This is a genomic window from Aquimarina sp. AU119 (assembly GCF_900312735.1).
In the GTDB taxonomy this organism is placed as follows: Bacteria; Bacteroidota; Bacteroidia; order Flavobacteriales; family Flavobacteriaceae; genus Aquimarina; species Aquimarina algiphila.
This window is the reverse complement of record NZ_OMPF01000027.1, coordinates 14,462-34,606: the sequence shown is the minus strand read 5'-3', so window position 1 is coordinate 34,606 and position 20,145 is coordinate 14,462. Positions and strand designations below refer to the sequence as shown.

Annotated in this window: 17 protein-coding genes; 12 read left to right on the top strand and 5 right to left on the bottom strand. The window is 32.0% G+C overall.

The features are described 5' to 3' along the window. Window positions 1-38 precede the first annotated feature (38 nt). The 3 genes from DK442_RS23920 (at window position 39) to DK442_RS23910 (ending at window position 2,755) form a co-directional block, all read left to right on the top strand. Window positions 39-494 (top strand): Lrp/AsnC family transcriptional regulator, encoded by a 456-nt coding sequence (locus DK442_RS23920; protein ID WP_109438446.1) that lies wholly within the window; start codon window positions 39-41, stop codon window positions 492-494. Between the two features lie 77 nt (window positions 495-571). Next, entirely contained in the window at window positions 572-1,300 is a 729-nt protein-coding gene (locus DK442_RS23915) for an SDR family oxidoreductase (protein ID WP_109438445.1), read from the top strand. A gap of 147 nt (window positions 1,301-1,447) precedes the next feature. Beyond that, window positions 1,448-2,755 (top strand): kelch repeat-containing protein, encoded by a 1,308-nt coding sequence (locus DK442_RS23910; protein ID WP_109438444.1) that lies wholly within the window; start codon window positions 1,448-1,450, stop codon window positions 2,753-2,755. A 17-nt stretch (window positions 2,756-2,772) separates the two neighbouring features. On the opposite strand, the gene DK442_RS23905 is transcribed toward DK442_RS23910, so the two are convergent. After that, window positions 2,773-4,119 carry an MFS transporter gene (locus DK442_RS23905; RefSeq protein ID WP_109438443.1) on the bottom strand — a complete coding sequence of 449 codons (1,347 nt, stop codon included), beginning with the start codon at window positions 4,117-4,119 and terminating at the stop codon, window positions 2,773-2,775. 198 nt (window positions 4,120-4,317) lie between these two features. Here DK442_RS23905 and DK442_RS23900 point away from each other — a divergent pair, with 198 nt between their 5' ends. After that, on the top strand, window positions 4,318-5,295 hold the full coding sequence (locus DK442_RS23900; RefSeq protein WP_109438442.1) for a lipid A-modifier LpxR family protein: 978 nt from the start codon (window positions 4,318-4,320) through the stop codon (window positions 5,293-5,295). Window positions 5,296-5,299: 4 nt separating this feature from the next. On the opposite strand, the gene holA is transcribed toward DK442_RS23900, so the two are convergent. Beyond that, a complete protein-coding gene (holA, locus tag DK442_RS23895; protein WP_109438441.1) occupies window positions 5,300-6,304 on the bottom strand; it encodes a DNA polymerase III subunit delta in 1,005 nt (334 codons plus the stop codon). A 26-nt stretch (window positions 6,305-6,330) separates the two neighbouring features. Here holA and DK442_RS23890 point away from each other — a divergent pair, with 26 nt between their 5' ends. The 4 genes from DK442_RS23890 to DK442_RS23875 all read left to right on the top strand — a co-directional run bounded on the left by DK442_RS23890 (window position 6,331) and on the right by DK442_RS23875 (window position 10,315). Further along, window positions 6,331-6,774, top strand: a complete 444-nt coding sequence (locus DK442_RS23890) for a type I restriction enzyme HsdR N-terminal domain-containing protein (RefSeq protein WP_109438440.1) — start codon at window positions 6,331-6,333, stop codon at window positions 6,772-6,774. A gap of 203 nt (window positions 6,775-6,977) precedes the next feature. Then, window positions 6,978-8,168, top strand: coding sequence for a M57 family metalloprotease (locus DK442_RS23885; RefSeq protein WP_109438439.1), 1,191 nt, complete (start codon window positions 6,978-6,980; stop codon window positions 8,166-8,168). A gap of 192 nt (window positions 8,169-8,360) precedes the next feature. Then, a complete protein-coding gene (locus DK442_RS23880; protein ID WP_109438438.1) occupies window positions 8,361-9,353 on the top strand; it encodes a glycosyltransferase family 2 protein in 993 nt (330 codons plus the stop codon). Window positions 9,354-9,451: 98 nt separating this feature from the next. After that, window positions 9,452-10,315: a flagellar motor protein MotB gene (locus tag DK442_RS23875; RefSeq protein WP_109438437.1), complete on the top strand. Its 864-nt coding sequence runs from the start codon at window positions 9,452-9,454 to the stop codon at window positions 10,313-10,315. A gap of 483 nt (window positions 10,316-10,798) precedes the next feature. On the opposite strand, the gene DK442_RS23870 is transcribed toward DK442_RS23875, so the two are convergent. Beyond that, a complete protein-coding gene (locus DK442_RS23870) occupies window positions 10,799-11,392 on the bottom strand; it encodes a PPC domain-containing protein (RefSeq protein ID WP_109438436.1) in 594 nt (197 codons plus the stop codon). 225 nt (window positions 11,393-11,617) lie between these two features. Between DK442_RS23870 and DK442_RS23865 the strand changes: the two genes are divergently transcribed. Further along, on the top strand, window positions 11,618-12,490 hold the full coding sequence (locus DK442_RS23865; RefSeq protein WP_109438435.1) for an AraC family transcriptional regulator: 873 nt from the start codon (window positions 11,618-11,620) through the stop codon (window positions 12,488-12,490). Window positions 12,491-12,506: 16 nt separating this feature from the next. Here the strand turns inward: DK442_RS23865 and DK442_RS23860 are convergent, their stop codons facing one another. Together DK442_RS23860 and DK442_RS23855 are read right to left on the bottom strand one after the other, a co-directional pair. Then, window positions 12,507-13,127, bottom strand: coding sequence for an L-threonylcarbamoyladenylate synthase (locus tag DK442_RS23860; RefSeq protein WP_109438434.1), 621 nt, complete (start codon window positions 13,125-13,127; stop codon window positions 12,507-12,509). A 119-nt stretch (window positions 13,128-13,246) separates the two neighbouring features. Then, the gene (locus DK442_RS23855) at window positions 13,247-15,577 is read right to left on the bottom strand and encodes an ATP-dependent helicase (protein ID WP_109438433.1); all 2,331 of its coding nucleotides are present in this window, start codon (window positions 15,575-15,577) and stop codon (window positions 13,247-13,249) included. A 430-nt stretch (window positions 15,578-16,007) separates the two neighbouring features. On the opposite strand from DK442_RS23855, the gene DK442_RS23850 reads away from it, so the two are divergent. The 3 genes from DK442_RS23850 to DK442_RS23840 all read left to right on the top strand — a co-directional run bounded on the left by DK442_RS23850 (window position 16,008) and on the right by DK442_RS23840 (window position 20,132). After that, window positions 16,008-16,295 (top strand): hypothetical protein, encoded by a 288-nt coding sequence (locus tag DK442_RS23850; protein WP_109438495.1) that lies wholly within the window; start codon window positions 16,008-16,010, stop codon window positions 16,293-16,295. Window positions 16,296-16,560: 265 nt separating this feature from the next. Next, the gene (locus DK442_RS23845; protein ID WP_109438432.1) at window positions 16,561-19,419 is read left to right on the top strand and encodes a PKD domain-containing protein; all 2,859 of its coding nucleotides are present in this window, start codon (window positions 16,561-16,563) and stop codon (window positions 19,417-19,419) included. Between the two features lie 173 nt (window positions 19,420-19,592). Further along, window positions 19,593-20,132, top strand: coding sequence for a DsrE family protein (locus tag DK442_RS23840; protein WP_160114328.1), 540 nt, complete (start codon window positions 19,593-19,595; stop codon window positions 20,130-20,132). Window positions 20,133-20,145 lie beyond the last annotated feature (13 nt).

Here is a 20,145-nt window from a genome sequence, read left to right as displayed (position 1 = left end):
TTTTTGATTCAATAAAAGAGATTATAAAGAAAAATATTATGGATAAAATTGATCGATCAATATTATTTTTATTACAAAAAGATGGAAAAATTACGATCAAAGAGATAGCAGAAAGACTTAACTTAACCACTACTCCAATATTTGAACGGGTCAAGAAACTAGAAAGAGATGGTTATATTAAGTCATACAAAGCTATTATAGATCGTAAAAAAGTGAACTTACAATTAGTAGTATTTTGTAATGTTACTTTAAACCTTCATCAAACGGATTATCTAAAGAAATTTGAGAAAGATATTCAACAATTTCCTGAAGTCGCAGAATGTTATCATGTTGCAGGTATGTTTGATTATCTCATTAAAATATATGCCCCGGATATGGAACGGTATCAAGATTTTCTTTCTAATAAACTAGCTTCACTAGAAAATATTTCTAAAGTACAAAGCTCTTTTGTAATGACAGAAGTAAAAGATTTTTCTTATTTACCTATTCCTTAAAAATAACATTTAGGGTTAACAAAAGATTTAGAATTCATACTATATCTTTGATATTAACTTAAAAATTACATGAAAGAATGAATATCAAAGATGCAAAAGTATTGATAACCGGAGGGAATTCTGGTATCGGAAAGGCAACAGCAAAACTTCTAAAAGAAAAAGGAGCAAAAGTAATTATTTCTGGAAGAAATGAGGCAACACTTCAGGAAACTGCTAATGAATTAAATATAGACTATATAAAAGCAGATGTAACCAGTGAAACTGAAGTAAAACAGATGGTAGAAGCTGCAAAGGATAAAATGGATGGTCTAAATGTATTAGTTAATAACGCAGGGTATGGATATATATCAAAACTTGTTGATATTGAAGCAGATAAATTTACAGATCAATTTAAAACTAATATTTTGGGTGCTGCTCTTTGCGCAAAGGAATCGGCAAAGCATTTTGTAACAAAAGAATATGGAAATATTATAAATATTGGTTCTACATCTTCATTAAAGGGTTCTCCTACTGCTTCTCCTTATGTGGCGACCAAGTTTGCATTACGAGGTATGACAGAAAGTTGGAGAAATGAGTTACGGCCTCATAACATTAGAGTGATGCAAGTTAATCCAAGTGAAGTAATGACTAGTTTTGCTGATAACAGAGTAGATAACAATCAGGCTGTAAAACAATATACCGAAGTAGAACAACAGACCAAACTTAGAGGTGAAGAAATTGCCCATACCATTACCAGCCTTTTAGAAATGGATGATCGTGGATTTATAACAGAAGCTACTGTGTTTGCTACAAATCCAAAAACCTGATAACATTAATTATTTAAAAGCTCTGTACAAATCAAAAAATAAAACAATTGGTCATCATAAAAAGTGATATGTTATAGGATAATAGATGTGAGTTTTGTTTATAGTTTAAAAACCAAATATATTCATACTTATCAAAACTTGTACATCATGAAGAATGATCTTTTTTTATTATCTACAATTTGCATAATCATTTTTTTTAATTCAGCATATGCTCAAGATTCTTGGATAAATAAAAATGAAAGTGAAAATTATGTTGCACGGCACGAATGTTCATTTGTTCAATCCGGTAACAAATTCATAATGTTTGGAGGAAGAGAGCAGGCAAAAAGACTTGACATATATGATTATAGTAGCAATACATGGTCTCAAGGTACAGAGGCACCAATAGAATTTAATCATTTTCAGGCTACAGAATATGATGGTTTAGTATGGATTATCGGAGCTTTTAAAACCAATAACTTTCCTAACGAAATTCCGGCAGATCATATTTACATTTACAATCCGTCATTAAATATATGGATGGAAGGTCCTATGATACCTCCTAAACGAAGAAGAGGTGGTGCAGGTCTAGTAACGTACAAAGATAAGTTTTATTTGCTTGGAGGAAATACCAAAGGCCATAACGGAGGGTATATTCCTTGGTTTGATGTATATGACCCATTAAATAACAACTGGAAGCAACTAAAAGATGCTCCAATATCTCGAGATCATTTTAGTGCAGCCATTATTGATGATAACATCTATGCTATAAGTGGACGAAAGTCTGGAGGCCCTGGAGGTACATTTGGTCCCTTAATACCTCAAGTTGATGTCTATGACCTGAAAAAAGGTAAATGGTCAACATTAAATAAAAAGCAAAACTTACCTACTCCAAGAGCTGGAGCAAGTATTATCGTATTTGAGAATGAATTATTTGTAATTGGTGGTGAAGGAACAACTCGGGGTCCGGCTTTTAAAAAAGTAGAAGCTTATAAGCCTTCAACCAACTCATGGTCTAACAAGTCTGATTTAAACTTTCCCCGTCATGGAACTCAAGCCATAGTATCAGGAAAAGGAATATATATTGCGGGAGGTTCTCCTGTACAAGCAGGTGGAAGACAACATCACATGGAAGTTTATAAAAAAGATGAACCCAAAGGAGATGCAATACGCGCAAGTACCTTAAGCGCTGTCAAAGAAGTTATTTTTAATCCAAATAAAACAAGAGATATTTTAATTACTTCATCTGGTGGGAATGCTGGTAATTTCATCACTAATATTGCCATTATAGGGGAAGGATCTTCTAATTTTGTAATAAAGAAAACCCTGCTTAATCATCTTATTAGATCAAAAACTACACAAGAAATAACCATGCTAGCGAATACCTCAACGGTTCAGAAAACAGCAAATCTAATTATCACTTATGATGACGGCAAGAATTTAAATATTAAACTTAAACTGATTCCATCGAATTAAAGTTAGATGTTGTGATATTATACTGTCTCAACCTGATGTTGTTCTGATCTTAAGTTTTTTTTATTTTTCAGATGATTTACAAGAACCAAAATAAATATCAAAAGAAATATTACCGCTCCAATACTAAAAACTTGTGTCTGTAAACTTTCAAAAAGGACACCTCCAAGAATAAGCCCGAAAATACTTGCACAACTTCCCATACTGTTGCCATATCCCTGGATTGTTCCTTGAGTCTGATGATTTCCTGTTTTAGATAATAATGATAAAAAATTTGGCCACATTAAACCATTACCTAGAGATAGTAGAGTGTTTGCAACATACATAACAATAATATTAGGAAAAGATAGCGCATAGAAGCTTATCGCCAAAAATATAGTTCCTACTGCAACAAATAAAATGTTTGAAACTTTACCTGATAAATAGGATAATAATGGCCCTTGTACTAAGATCATTATGACGCTTGAATATGCCAGAAAAACTCCAAGTTCTATCGATGACCACTTTAATATAGTAGTGGCATAAATAGGTAGACCTGCATAAAAAAGACTAAAAGCTAAAAAAGTAAGAAAATATATAGCGTATAATAATGGAATTTGATCTAGTTTTAGAATTTCTAAAAATGTATTTGACTTTACTTCTGATTTTATATCATCAGTATAACAATCCTTATGTTCTACCTGAAAAAATCTTCTAAAAGATGTCAACCCAGAACTACCAGTATCTACCACACAAGGATTACTTTCAGGTAGTTTTAATGTAATCACAATAATGGCAATCAATGAAATCATAGCAGCCAGAATAATCGGTAATGCTTCTCCCAAAAAAGTAGATGCTAATATTCCTGCAACCGCAGGCCCCAAGACAAAGCCAAGGCTTGTTGATGCGCCCATCATTCCAAAATTCTTATCTCTATCATCGTCTGTAGAAATATCTGACAAATATGCATTAGCTACTGATACATTACCTCCGGTGAAGCCGTCAAAAATCCTGGCTACAAAAAGTAAGATGAGTGGTAATGTCATAATATAACTTCCGGTAAAATCAGCATCTGATGACCAAAGTGTGGTCTTAGGAAGAATAAAAGCCAGTAAAAACAACAACCAGGCTATAAATGTTCCCGCTTGACTTATCATCAGTACTTTTTTACGACCAATACGATCTGATAATTTTCCTAAAACCGGAGCTCCTATTAATTGAAAGAAAGGATACATCGCTCCCAAAATACCATATATAAAGCCATTTCCTCCAAGGTCAACAACGATAAATATTAAAATAGGAATTACAATACTATATCCCAATATTCCTATGAAATTAACTAATAGGATAGGAAAAATTGTAGCATTAAAAAACTTAATAATTTTCATCAATTAAGGTTGAATATGTAATAATCTCTATACATTTGAATTGTTTTAATAACATAAAGATAATTGTATCCTTTGATTAAGTAGGTATCCATATATTATATTTCTAAATAATATTAGTTAGTATACCATTAAAAAATCGTCTTAATCATTAAAAAAGTTAATGTACTTAATAATTACTGATCTTTAACTCAATAATCAATGCTTAGAAAAAATCTGCTTTTTTTTACACTTTTATTTACTCTCCTCTGCCCTTTTTATGTAACTAGTCAGGAGAATCATTTTAAAAATCAGATTAGATCGACAAACGATAATGATATTTACGTATTCTATAGAGATACAGATAGATATTACTCCTATGGTGTAGGTTTTGATTATTCTTTTACTGCAGATAAATTTCTAGGATTACAAAATATTTTTAAAAATAAAATCACAAATTTTTACAATATTGGTGTCAAAATAGAGGGGTATACCCCTTCTGGGATTGATGAGTTTGTAAAAACAGATATTGTAGAAGGTCCAGAGAATTTTGACAGACCCTTTGCTGGATTACTTTATGCTTTTCTAAACACTACCTATGTATTTGATCGCTCTTTTTTAAAAGCTGAAGTACTTACAGGAATTCTGGGACCTTCATCTCAAGCCAGAAATTTACAAGATTGGTTTCATGAAAGTATTAGTAATGATCCTATTTATGATGGGTGGCAATTTCAACTTAAAGATCAATTCCTTGTCAATATGAATTTGGATTATCTATACGATTTTAACCCAAATAATAATTGGCTAAATTTCTTTGGTAAAGGCAATTTAAAGCTAGGAAACTTATATATTCAAGCAGCTCCTACTGCAGGATTCAGATTAGGGAAATTTGAAAAACCCACCCATTCTGTCAGTTTTAATAATTCAATTCTATCTCCTAAAAAAACGACAGAGATTTTCTTTCAGTTTAGTATTGAATCAAGAATTAATTTATTTAATGCAACGATTCAGGGAAATTTATTTAAAGATGATCCAGTTTCTGTATCCGATCTGAATAATTTATCATGGCATATGAATAATGAAATCCATTTCTCTAGAAATCGACTTTCATTAAGTGTTATCTATTCCTGGTCTACCGGAGTGTTAGATACTGCTCAAAATCATGTATTCGGAATTGTTGGTGTGGCCTATAGGTTCTAACCTCTTATCGCATTATTTTGACTAAAAGTTCTTTTAAAATATCTCCTTGAGGAAGATTTGCTGCTCCTACTCCTTTACTCTTTATGTCAGCCTCTCGTAAAAAGGCAATGATTCTACTTACTTTTTTCATAGGATAGTTATGTGCTGCTTCTGAATAATCTTTGACAAAATAAGGATTGATTTTGAGAGCACTAGCTACATTGCGTTGTGACTTATCTGATAAACCGTGATATTGTAATACCTGAGAAAAAAAACTATATAGCAAAGAAATAGTGACTACAAGCGGGTTATCTTTGGGATTTTGAGCAAAGTAATTAATTATCCTATGTGCTTTAACTCCATTTCTCGTTCCAATAGCTTTACGAAGCTCAAAATTATTAAATTCCTTACTTATACCAATATTCTCTTCTATTTGATCCGCAGTAATCTGAGAACCAGCCGGAATAATTAGTTTTAATTTTTCTACTTCATTATTTATCTTGCTAAGGTCAGTTCCTAAAAACTCCACAAGCATTTGAGCTGCTTTTGGTTCAATTGAATATTTACCTCCTGCTAATACTCTTCTTATCCAATCTGCAACCTGATTTTCATATAGTTTTTTCCCTTCAAAAATAACCCCGTTTTTAGCAACTACTTTATAGAGCTTTTTACGTTTATCTATCTTTTTGTATTTATAGCACATAACCAAAACTGTAGAAGGTTGTGGGTTTTCTACATAATCAGCAAGTTTTTCTATTGTTCTTGATAATTCTTGTGCTTCTTTAACAATAACAACCTGTCGCTCTGCCATCATAGGGAAACGCTTAGCATTTCCAACAATATCATCAATAGTTACATCTCTACCATAAAGCACCATTTGATTGAACCCCTTTTCCTCTTCAGCAAGTACATTCTTATCTATAAACTCAGAAATCTTATCAATATAATAAGGCTCTTCTCCCATCAAAAAATAGACGGGTTTTATGTTTCCACTTTTAATATCGCTTACGATTTGTTTTACTTCATCCATTCAGAAAAATTCATCAAATTTGTACTATGCAAAAGCTTAACTTTCCAGAGTATCAATTCAGATTCAAAAGTAGCGAAAATAAAGTTTCTATTTTTGACAGAATCCGCAAAAAATTTGTTGTCCTTACTCCAGAAGAATGGGTTCGACAACATACCATTCAATATCTTATTGACGAAAAAAAATATCCTGAAAGTTTAATTAATGTAGAAAAACTAATTAAACTCAATGGACTGACTAAACGATATGACATTATAATTTTTAATCCGAATGGAAGTATCTACCTTATAGTTGAGTGTAAATCTGCTAGTATAAAAATAACCCAAAATGTTTTTGATCAAATTGCAAGATACAACCTTGCTCTGGATGCCGAATATCTGATGATCACAAATGGTCTTGATCATTACTATTGCCAGATGAATTATGTTGATGAACAGTATACTTTTCTAAAAGATATTCCTAAGTACAAATAACTTCACTTAAACCATTATTTTACAACAATTTAAACACCGAAAAAATACTTCAACCAACAAAAATAGTCACCTTAAATTTATGAATTTGAAGTTTAGATTTATAAATATCAAGAATGTTGGTTTGTAAAACAAAATGAGTTCTGATAATTTCAAGTCTTAAATAACTACAAACTGGTAAAACTACATCTTAAAACTTAAAAATTATGAATTCATTAAAATCATTTGGCATTGCAATTTTATCTTGCTTGCTACTTATTATGACCTCTTGTGAGGTAGATCAGGATGTATCAAATGAAGATGCTATTGAGCAACAAAATGATGCAGTACTAAAAACTATAGAAAAATGGGGATTTTCAAAAGACGTTATTGAAGATCTTGGAGACTACTACTTAGTAGATGGAGATATTGTTTTTGATAAAAATGCAAAATATCCTGATCCAGAAGATCCTGTTTCCAAACAAAGACGACACCCACAATCTGTTACCATTTCTAATGTAAGGATTTACATCAACCCTGGAATGGATGCGAATTGGAGAAATGCGTCTGTACAAGCTATTAATCGATGGAACTCAGTAAATTCAAAACTTAAATTGAGTGTCACAACATCATCTTCTAATTCTCATATTCAGATCATGTATGATTCGCAAGATCCTTCAATTAACTTAGCATCTAACGTTTTTGGACGAGGAACATTTCCGACTGGAAACGGATTACCAGGCAGAGGGATTTGGGTAAATCCTGATTTTAATTCTCCAGGACTTTGTGGCAATGCAATTACTCAAAATATGAGAATAGCCAATGTACAACATGAAATAGGTCATAATGTTGGGATTACTCACACCAATCAATCTTTTGGAAGTCTAATCCCAGGAACACCAAATCTAGATGCTTTATCTGTAATGAATGGGGGAAAAGCATGTACAATTAATAATTTTAGTAATGGAGATAAAACTGCTATTAGATATTTATTTCCAAATACACCAACACCTCCTGTTGTAACTCCAAAAACATTCTATAGATTCTATAATAGTGGAGCTATTGATCATTTCTACAGTACTAACCGAAGCGCACCTTCAGGATATAGATTAGAGGGAGCCATAGGTAAAGTATTTGATAAAAAAGTAACCGGTACTATTCCTCTGTATAAAGCATACAACAGAAATGCCAAAAATCATTTTTATTCTACGAACCGTGGAGAAGTAGCTAATGCTGCTGGTTATCAATATCAAGGAGTAGCGGGATATGTATATTCGTCTAGAGGCAGCGGTAGAATTCCATTATATCGTTTTTACAACAGTACTGTTGTAAATCATTTTTACACTACAAATCGTAACGAAGGTAACGGTGCAGCAGGATATCGATATGAAGGAGTTGCTTGTTATATATTACGCTAACAAACACCTATACATTTTAACCTAAATCACTAACGTTTTACCAGTTATAGGTTAAATGTAATTATTATAGAAAATCAATTTCTCATCAAGTGGACCAACTTGTAGAAATTGATTTTCTTATTTTAAAAAAATATTCCCATAAATTATGGATTATCTACTGCTAATTTTCAATTAAACTCTTTAATTTGCAGTGTGAATATTGCAGTAGTTATATTAAATTGGAATGGTAGATCATTACTAGAAGAATTTTTACCTTCGGTAATTAAATACTCTGAGGAAGCAACGGTATACCTTGCCGATAACGCCTCTACTGATGACTCTATATCATATACACAAACATCTTTTCCGCAGGTAAAGATTATTAGAAATGAAATTAATGGAGGATATGCAAAAGGATATAATGATGCTTTAGCAAAAATCGATGCAGATATTTATTGTCTTCTAAATAGTGATGTTGAAGTAACCCAAAATTGGTTAGTTCCTGTCATCAAAACATTCGAAACTTCTAAAGAGATTGCAGCCATACAGCCAAAAATTTTAGATTACAAAAAGAAGTCATATTTTGAATATGCAGGTGCTGCAGGAGGGTATATTGATAAGCTGGGATATCCATATTGCAGAGGAAGAATATTTGATACACTTGAAGAAGATAAAGGGCAATATAATGATACAACCCCAATATTCTGGGCAAGTGGTGCATGTTTGTTTATAAGAAAACAAGTATTTGAAGAAGTCGGTAAATTAGATGAAGATTTTTTTGCTCATCAAGAAGAAATTGATCTTTGTTGGAGGATACATAACCAAGGTTATAAAATAATGTATGATGGTTCATCTGTTATTTACCATCTTGGAGGTGCAACTTTAGGTACAATGAATCCTAAAAAAACGTTCCTTAATTTTAGAAACAGTTTATATCTATTAGTTAAAAATGTTCCCGGAAATGGTGTATGGGGATTAATTTTCATAAGAATGCTAATGGATGGGCTTGCAGCTGCTCGATTTATACTACAAGGTAAGTTTTCACACTTCCTTGCTATCTTTAAGGCTCATTTAAGCTTCTATGCTAATTTTAACACTTTTATTAAAAAACGTAAAAAACTTTCTAAAACGGGGAAATATTATTCATTTTTTTCCGTTGTATGGCAGTATTTTATTTTGAAACGTAAACATTTCAATCAATTATAAGGGTATATAATAAATTATTGTTAATGACCTAGTATTACGTCACAATTTTAATAATTTTGAGTTATATAACCAGAATAAGACTAAAAACAAATTTTCTAATGAAAAAAGTAATGATTATTGGGGCTTCCCTTGCAATTCTGTTATCTTCTTGTGTCTCTCAGAAGAAATTTTCAGATTTAGAAGCCAAACAAAAAGAAACAGAGGATCTATTAAATTCCGCAACGGTAAAATTAAATAGCTGTCTAGAAGAAAAATCAAGTTCGACTTCGCAACTTAAAGTTCTTCAGGATCAAGTATCAAATCTTAAAAATCAAAATTCTGCTTTACTAAATAACGTAGGTAATTTAGCCACTTTATCGACAAAAGAAGCAGAGAATCTTGAAAAATCTTTAGAGAGTATCAAGGAAAAAGATATGCAGATAAGAACAATGCAGGATGCTATTACCAAAAAGGATTCTGTAACCTTAGCACTTGTAACAAGTCTTAAAGGTGCTTTAGGAAATCTTGCTGATGAGGATATCGAAATTAACGTAGAAAAAGGAGTAGTATATGTTTCTATTTCTGACAAACTACTTTTCAAGAGTGGTAGCTACAATGTATCTGCAAGAGCTCGTGAAGTACTTGGTAAGGTTGCCAAAGTAGTTAATGACAAGCCAGATATCGAATTCTTAGTAGAAGGTCATACTGATAATGTGCCTATCAAAAACAAAGTACTTTTAGATAACTGGGATCTGAGTGTAAAACGTGCTACTTCTGTAGTAAGAGTATTGCAAAATGATTTTAAAGTTGATCCAAAACGTATGACTGCAGCTGGTAGAAGTTATTATGTACCAGTAGCTGATAACAGTTCTGCTGCCAATAAGGCAAAGAACAGACGTACCAGAATTGTTGTATTGCCAAAACTTGACCAGTTTTACAATATGATTGAAGATGGAATGAAAAAAGCTTCAGGAGGAAACTAATAATATCACCTCTAAATATATTAAAAAAGGGTTGTCGTAATGACAACCCTTTTTTAATATCTATAAATTTTCATTCAAATTATTAATAAACAATAACACTTTCTCTCAACATAAGCTAACCAATTCATACAACACTCCCTACCCAATCAACCCTTCTAGCACAAAATTATATACCCTTTCAATTGCTTTATAACATAACTTACACTTTAACCTGGGAATATAATCTATATGTATGTAGATATGATTTGAACTAATACCGCTATTTAAAACTTGTATATCTATACTTATTAAATCAAACTATTATGATTTTAGGTATGATACCATTGTCGACAACAATTCGATAAGGTTTAAAATATGACTTCTTTTTGTATTTCTAAAACATGGCATTAAAGTGAAGTTGAATGGTTTTTATCCTAATTTGAAACCAATAAAAAAGGCAATACAAATGTATTGCCTTGTTTGTGGTTGAGTTAATAAAACAATCTAGATACTAACTTCTTTAATAAATACCCTATCTTTTAATCTGAAATGGATATCGTATTTCCCTGAAGGTACTTCTGAGAAATTATATGTTCTTTGAATAATGAATTCACCTTCTTCTCCGATTATCTTTTCATCAAATACTAATGCACCGTCTATGTCATAAATAGAGACATTTAATGGTGTTTCTTCTGTTCTTGTTACCATCACCTTAACTAATGTATTCTCTACTAATAACTTTGGTTTAAAAATTGTAATTGTAGAATTTTCTATTAAGGCTATCCCTTTTGTATTTTTTATTACCGGAGTTACTCTTACATCAAATTCTGTTTCTGTCTCAATAAAATAAACACCATTCTCTACAGTCCTAAAATTAAAATATTTTTTATATGTAGGCATCGCATCTAAAGTCGCATTAAACAAGATAGTTCCTGAATAATCTTTAAGATATAATTTCTGTCCTTTACTAATATTAGTCAATGAAACATTAATTGTAGAAGAGTTCTCAATTTTTACAGATAAAAAATCTGATGCTTTTACAGCCGTACTTAACAAAACTGCAAATACAATTAGGCTTAGGTTAATTACTCTTTTCATCTCTTTATGGTTTTAATTGTTAATGTTTGATGGTACAAATGTATCTTAGAAAACTCATATCAAACACAACAATATTTGCATATATATGTGCTATTTTAACCTTATGCGTTACAATAAAACCCCACCTGTGTTAATTTAACGTATTTTTTTATTTAACTTTACAATATTTTAACAAAAAAAATATAATATTAGCTCTAAAATCAAAGAAAGAATATCAATATATCTATGAAAAACATAAAACCTTCTTTAGAAAAGATTTCACCAGAGTTTGGAAGTTCTCTTTATTATGAAACATTTTCTAAAGACAATAAAAACAAAGCCCCCATTTGGCACTATCATCCAGAGATAGAAATTGTATACGTAAATGGCGGTACTGGAAAAAGACAAATAGGGAGTCACATGTCGTATTATAGGAAAGGAGCATTAATGCTTATTGGTTCTAACCTTCCTCATTGCGGGTTTACAGATTTGATGACAGGTAATAGTAGTGAAACTATTATACAAATGTTACCTAATTTTCTAGGAGCATCATTTTTTGATATTCCAGAAATGAATGCCATCGGGAAACTTCTTGATCAAGCCAAAAAAGGAATCATATTTCATGGAGACACTAAAAGAAGGATCGGAGCACAGATTGAATCTTTAAAAAATCTAAGTTCATTTGAAAAGTTAATCGGCATATTGCAAGTCCTTAAAGAAATGGAAATGACAAATGATTATACTATATTAAATGCCGAAGGATTTATAATAGAAACCGCATTACAGGACAATAATAGAATAAACCTGATTTTTAATTTTGTGCAGCAAGAATTTAGCAGACCAATCCCATTAGAAGAAATCGCGAGTAAAGTTAGCATGAGTGTTCCTGGTTTTTGCAGGTATTTTAAAAAGATTACAGGAAAAACATTTACACAATTTGTAAATGAGTATCGATTAGTACATGCTGCCAAACTTCTTCATGAAAAGCAAACCAGCATAACAGATATTTGTTATGAAAGTGGATTTAGTAACTTCTCTCATTTTAATAAACTATTCAAACAATTCTCGGGAAAAACCCCTAGTATGTATAGAAATGAATTGAACTATTCTGTTTCATAAAATCAATAAAGTCCATTTAGATAATATCTATAGCTCCTTTACCTTCTCTAACCAGTACGGGTTCACCACTGGTAAGATCAATAATGGTCGAAGGAATATTATCACCATATCCACCATCAATTACCAGGTCCACAAGATTATCCCATTTTTCTAGAATTAACTCTGGATCTGTAGTATATTCTATCACCTCATCTTCATCATAAATTGATGTAGATACGATAGGGTTACCTAATTCTTCAACAATAGCAGTACAGATATTATTATCAGGAACTCGAATTCCTACAGTTTTCTTTTTCTTAAAAACAGTAGGTAAATTATTACTTCCCGGAAGGATATAGGTGTACGGCCCTGGTAATGTTCTTTTAAGTAATTTAAACGTCGCATTATCGATTTGCTTAACATAATCAGAAAGATTACTTAGATCTTTACAAATAAATGAGAAATTAGCTTTAGCAAGTTTTACTCCTTTGATATGTGCTATTTTTTCTAACGCTCTGTTATTGGTAATATCACAACCCAATCCATATACGGTATCAGTAGGGTAAATAATTAACCCACCATTTCGCAAACATGTAACTACCTGTTGTATCTCTCGTGGATTCGGATTTTCATTATATAGTTTTACAAAATCAGCCATAGTTATTTTTACTGGTATAAATATACTCTATATATCTAGTATATTATTGTAAAAACATCGGGATTAACATCTAAAAAATAGATCTCCTTTATTAAGAATTATCTGGAAGAAGCATTGTGCTACCCTATGATCTTTAATTTTGCAAATCTTAATAAGAGCTTTTTAATTCCGCCTTTTTCAAAATGAATTTCTGCTTTTTTATCTTGCCCCACTCCTTCAATTTTAATAATTTTCCCTAATCCAAAACGCATATGTTCTACTGCTGTTCCTGGAATAAGTTCTTCATCAAACAAATTAGTTTTTGATTCATTAGTAGTATTATCAGATACTGGCCTAAGTTTCCGTAATTTCCTTAATTGTTCTTCATTTGGCTTATGTGCCAGGGGTGGAGCTCCAGAAACGGGTTTCTTAAGACGTAATTTACTTTTATCAACCTCACCAAAAATATCAGAATCAATTAATGGTTTATAGCGATAGCCTTCTACTGGAGTGATGTATTCTAAATATTGATCATCGATCTCTTCAATAAATCTGCTTGGTTCTGCATCTACCAATTTACCCCATCGATAACGAGATTGCGTATATGTAAGATATGCTTGTGTTTCTGCACGTGTTAGTGCCACATAAAACAAACGTCGCTCCTCCTCTAGTTCGCTTCGGGTATTCATACTCATCCCAGATGGAAAAAGATCCTCTTCCATCCCAACGATATAGACATAGGGAAACTCTAGCCCCTTAGCCAGGTGAATTGTCATTAGTGCTACTCTATCATCATCCCCAGTATCCTGATCTAGATCTGTTGCTAATGCCACATCTTCCAGAAATTCTGCCAAAGACCCTGTTTCATCTGCTACTTCTTTTTGTCCTTCAACAAAATCACGAATTCCGTTTAATAACTCTTCAATATTTTCAATTCTAGCAATTCCTTCTGGTGTACCATCTTTTTTTAGTTCTTGTAATAGCCCTGTCTTTTTAGCCACTATTTCGGATAATACAAATGCATCTGAATTTTGATTCTCAATTTGAAAACTTTTAATCATATTCATAAAGTTCTCCAAACGAGTTTTTGTACCACTATTAATTTTTAAATTAATACGATCCAAATTTTCTATAACTTCAAAAATAGAACGATCATAATGGTTGGCTGCTACAATTAGCTTATCTACTGTAGTTCCCCCTATTCCTCTTGCAGGGTAATTAATTACCCTTTTTAAAGCTTCTTCATCTTTAGGATTAATAATTAATCTCAAGTATGCCAGTACATCTTTGATTTCTTTTCTCTGATAAAAGGATAATCCACCGTAAATTCTATATTTTATATCACGTTTACGTAATGCATCTTCAATAGCTCTTGATTGAGCATTTGTTCTATATAGCACTGCAAAATTACCATTTCCTAGTTGGTGTTGCATTTGATTTTCAAAAATCGAACTTGCTACATATCTTCCTTCATCTCCATCAGTGAGTAATCTATTCACAAATATTTTTGGTCCGGGATCATTAGCCGTCCAAACGACCTTATCTAATTTGGTCTTATTCTTATCAATAATAGAGTTTGCTGCTTCTACAATATTCTTTGTAGATCTATAATTTTGTTCTAACCTATATTGCTGAACATTATCATAATCTTTCTGAAAATTAAGAATATTATTAATGTTTGCTCCACGAAAAGCATAAATACTTTGTGCATCATCCCCTACTACACAAATATTTTGAAACTTATCTGATAGTGCCCTAACAATAAGATATTGAGAGTGATTAGTATCTTGATACTCATCAACAAGTATATACCTAAATCTATTTTGATATTTAGCTAAAACTTCTGGAAAACGATTTAATAGCTCGTTGGTTTTTAACAATAAATCATCAAAATCCATTGCTCCTGCTTTAAAACATCGATCAACATAATGCTGATAAATTTCTCCCATCCTTGGTCGTTTTGCCATTGCATCTGCTTCTACCAATTCAGCATTTTGAAAATATGCTTTTACAGTAATCAAACTGTTTTTATAAGAGGAGATACGGGAGTATACCTGTTTATACTTATAGATATCTTTATCCAACCCCATCTCTTTGATAATAGAAGCTATTAATCGTTGAGAATCCTGGGTATCATATATTGTAAAGTTTGATGGGTACCCTAATTTATCTGCTTCAAACCTAAGGATTTTAGCAAATATTGAATGAAATGTCCCCATCCATAAGTTTTTTGCTTCACTTGCTCCAACAATAGTAGCAATACGCTTTTTCATTTCACGTGCTGCTTTATTGGTAAATGTTAAGGATAATATATTAAACGAATCTACTCCTTTATGCATTAAATAAGCAATTCTATAGGTAAGTACACGTGTTTTTCCCGATCCGGCACCTGCAATCACAATCATAGCTCCATCCACCTGGAGTACAGGTGCTCTCTGTGCATCATTTAACTCTGCTAAATATTCTTCCAACGTAACAATGTTTTATAGAGGCGAAATTTAAGCAAAGAAGGACGGTTATGGAAGTGTAGTTGATCTTTTTTGTAAACAAATCACAGTCAATAACTTTTATACAATAACAATTTGGTCATATTGTTATAACCCTGCATACATTAACAATAGATTGTTAATATCATATGCATAAAATTCTATTTTCATTTTTTGTAGTCATTTACCTTATAAAACAACTCTATCACAAACATTTTTCTACACCATAGTCCCCATAAAACTATCCGTTAAATATTATTGATATTAACAGTGTTTTTTCTTAAACGTTAATATCTTTTTGATAATTTTAATAGATAAAATGCATTTTTTTAAGACAAAAAGTATTATATTTAGAAAATCTGAGAATAGAATACCATTTTTTATCAGAACACTAAAAATAACCAAACTCATCGCTATGGCCCCAAACATGGATGTACAAATAGTACAAAAAGAGCAAATCAAATTTTTAAAATTCCCTAAAGAAGATGTCCTAGACAAAAGAAAAGATCAGATTGATCGTTTTCTAGAATTACAAAGAGCACTTTCTCTTGGTAACTTAGAACATCAAAAAGTAAGGATCGTCTTTGTTGATGATACCGGTCTAAAAAAGGTAGAAACTACTATCTGGGGGATTACAGATAAAGAAGTAATATTAAAACAATCAACGATTATCCCTTTAGAAAGAATTATTAGTATCTCATAGTTCGATATTATGATAAACGCTTTATATCCTTAGTCAGTCAAGGATATAAAATTTTGAGTTTTTTAAATCTAAAACTAAGTGTGGTATAGGCGTATTTTATATAAAATGCGTCCTATATCTATTTTTGATACTTATAAAAAATTTTAAATGATATAATGTATTCTATATCATTAACTTCAATACATATAAATCTACTATACTAAAATCATTAATATCGAGTTTAGTAAAGATAGTCGTCAAAATAATTACTTACACCCAACCCAACATGAAAAGAAAATTATCGAAGTATTTTCTTCTAACTAGCATTGTGCTTAATGTATGTCTCACATATAGTCAATCAGACCAACCCCAATTAGTATCTAATAATCAACAAACGTTTATTGATAATCTAATCAACCCTAAAAAAAACACCTCCACTTCTATAAAAACAGCAGGTAATCAAGAACTTTCTCTTACTCTTAATCTTCAAAAAGAAATCAATAATGATCTTATATTAATAGGTAATATTAATAATGATAGATTATCAACATTTACTTTTTCAAAAACAAATGCTGGACTAACAGGAGAAATTGTAATGCATAATCAAAAAAAAGCATATACGTTATACTCTGAAGCAGATGGTAAAGTTTTTATAAAAGAAACCAATATCAATGATGTTTTATGTGTAGACCTGGAAAAGTCAGCTTCAGGAAAGAATCAAATAAATGGAGGTCCTGTTTCAAAAACATCACTCCAATTAGAAAGTTTGCCGGGAGCAACAGGTGTTATTTACCTTGATTTTGACGGAGAATTAGTTTCTGGCACGAGTTGGCTTGGTGGAGCTACAATAGATGCACAATCACCTAATTTTAGTGATGAGAAGATAATTGAAATTTGGAAAATTATGGCGGAAGACTTTCGTCCATTCAACCTTAATATAACTACTCGTAGAGATCTTTTTGAAGCGGCACCCAGAAATCGTAGAATGATGTGTATTTTCACACCAACTACAGATGCAGCCCCAGGATCAGGAGGGGTAGCATATCTTAATTCTTTTTCGAGAAACAATGATAACCCATGTTGGGTATATAATCTAGGTACCAGATCTGCAGGAGAAACGGGATCTCATGAAGTAGGCCATACTCTTGGACTATCGCATGATGGACAAGGAAGTACAGAATATTATAATGGCCACGGTCAATGGAGTCCGATTATGGGATGGAGTGCTAGCAGACCAATTGGACAATGGAGTGCCGGAGAATACAACGGTGCTACAAGCTCACAAGATGATATTGCAATTATAGCAAATACCAGAAATGGTATTGGTTTTCAAAATGATGATCATGGAGATGATATCACAAATGCTACACCATTAAGAACAAGTCCCGCAGGTGATGTAAACACCGATCAAAATTTTGGTTTAATCAGCACAAGAGAAGATAAAGATGTATTTTCATTTGTTATAGAAACAGGTAATGTTTCTTTTTCTTTTAGACCTGATCCTGATTATCCAAATTTAAATATTCAAGCTAGAATTTTAAATGAACTGGGACAAGAAGTACTATCTTCTGATCCTTCTGGCCTTTCTGCTTCTATAAATGAAAACCTAACAGAAGGAATTTATTATATAGAAATTGATGGTGTTGGTGAAGGAAATCCAAATAATGGATATAGTGATTATGCTTCACTTGGAAATTATACGATATCCGGAAGTTATATCCTAGGTGATGACAATCAACCTCCTTTATCTGAATTTGAAGCTAACACAGATTGCTCTACAGTTAATTTTATCAACTCTTCTACCAACAGAATAAATTCATACCTATGGGACTTTGGTGATGGCCAGACTTCTACCCAAGAAAACCCAACGCATACTTATGCTTCTGTTGGAAATTACACTGTATCGTTAACAACCACAAATGATTCAGGAAGTAATACCGAAGAAAAAATAGATTTTGTAACCATAGCATTTCCAAATCAGCCTGCGGCTTCAGATCAAAATGCTTGCAGCGGAGAATCTATAACTATAACCGCATCTGGAAATAGCAATTATAGGTGGTATACTGTTCCAACAGGAGGTATCAGTCTTAATACTGGATCAACTTATGAAACACCTAACCTTACTACGAATACAACGTACTATATCGAAGGAGTAATTGGAACTTGTATCACAGCAACTAGAACTCCCGTTAATGTTACAGTATCTCCAAGTCCTGATCAACCTACAGCATCAAATCAAGAGATTTGCAGTCCTGAATCCGTAACCATAACGGTATCTGGAAATAGTGAATATAGATGGTATGAAATGCCAACAGAAGGTACTAGCATTGCATCAGGAGCAACGTTTAACACCCCTGTTCTCGAATCTAGTAAAACTTATTATATTGAAGGTTTTATAGGAAGTTGTGTTACACCAACAAGAACTGAAGTGACAATAACGGTATCTGGAAATCCAGATCAACCTGTTGTATCTGATCAAAATATTTGTACAGGTGAATCTACAACCATAACGGTATCTGGAAATAGTCAATATCAATGGTATGAAACGCCTACAGGAGGCACTAGTATTGCTTCTGGTACAACCTATGAAACTCCTGAACTCACGGCAGACAAGACATACTATATCGAAGGAACAAGTGGTAGCTGTACCACAGCAACAAGAACAGAAGTAAATATAGTAGTTTCTGAAATTCCAGAACAACCTCTAATTACTGTTACTCCAAGTCAAAACTTATCAGTTTCTTCAAATTTTGTTACTTATCAATGGTATTATAATGATGAAGTAATTGATGAAGCTATTCAGGCAGAATATATTCCGACAGAAACTGGAGAATATACTGTTACAGTGGCTAACCAAGCTGGGTGTAGTATTACTTCAGAAAAGTTTGTTGTAGATCAATCTTTACTTAATCTAAGGCAAGAGAATAAAACATATACATACTACCCTAATCCTGTTAACGATAATGAACTACTAAATATTGATGGGTTTACTACAGAGGATTATGATCTGAGAATTGTCAATATTCAAGGGCAAGTACTGATTCAATCAACTCCTACTCCTACCATGGATATATCAGAATTATCACAAGGACTATATATCATTTTAGTTAATAATAAAGCGATTGGTAAATTCATGAAAGAATAAACCTTCTTAAATAAATAAAAATAAGCACATTGTCTATATACAGGCAATGTGTTTTTTTATACTCAAAAATATATTTACACTAAACAAAGTAAAAGATTCAAATGCATAAGTATTATTTTAACTTTCCTTTAATAGTTTTTTGAATATCTTTAGAAGCTAAAACACACTACAATTTGAAAAACACAATTGCATCTTATCTTTTTATTTTGGTACCTGCACTTATTTTTTCTCAGCAAAAGTCTAAAGAAGGTAGAATCATATCAGAATATGGAAAAACGTATGAAGTAGTTAACCCTGATTTCAAAACGAACAAACAGCAGAACTTAAAAGCTGTTTTTGATGTTGGAAGAACTTTTAAAGATAGTTCAAAAGTAAATCCTCTTTTTAATACTGCGGCAAGGTACCTTAATATGCATGATGCTGCCGGAGTATCTCTTAAAAATCTAAAAGTAGCATTAGTTGTCCATGGATCTGCAGCAAATGATCTTCTAAACGATTCAAAATATAAAATAAAATACGGTATTGATAACCCCAACACTCCTCTCCTTTCGGCTTTGTCAGAAAAAGGAGTGCAAATTATTTTATGTGGGCAAACCGCTGCATATAGAAATATTACTAGACAAGATGCTTTGCCTCAAGTGCAATTTGCACTTTCTGCAATGACTGCTTTGGTACAATTGCAAAATCAAGACTATAGACTTATTAATTTTTAATCGTAATGAATTT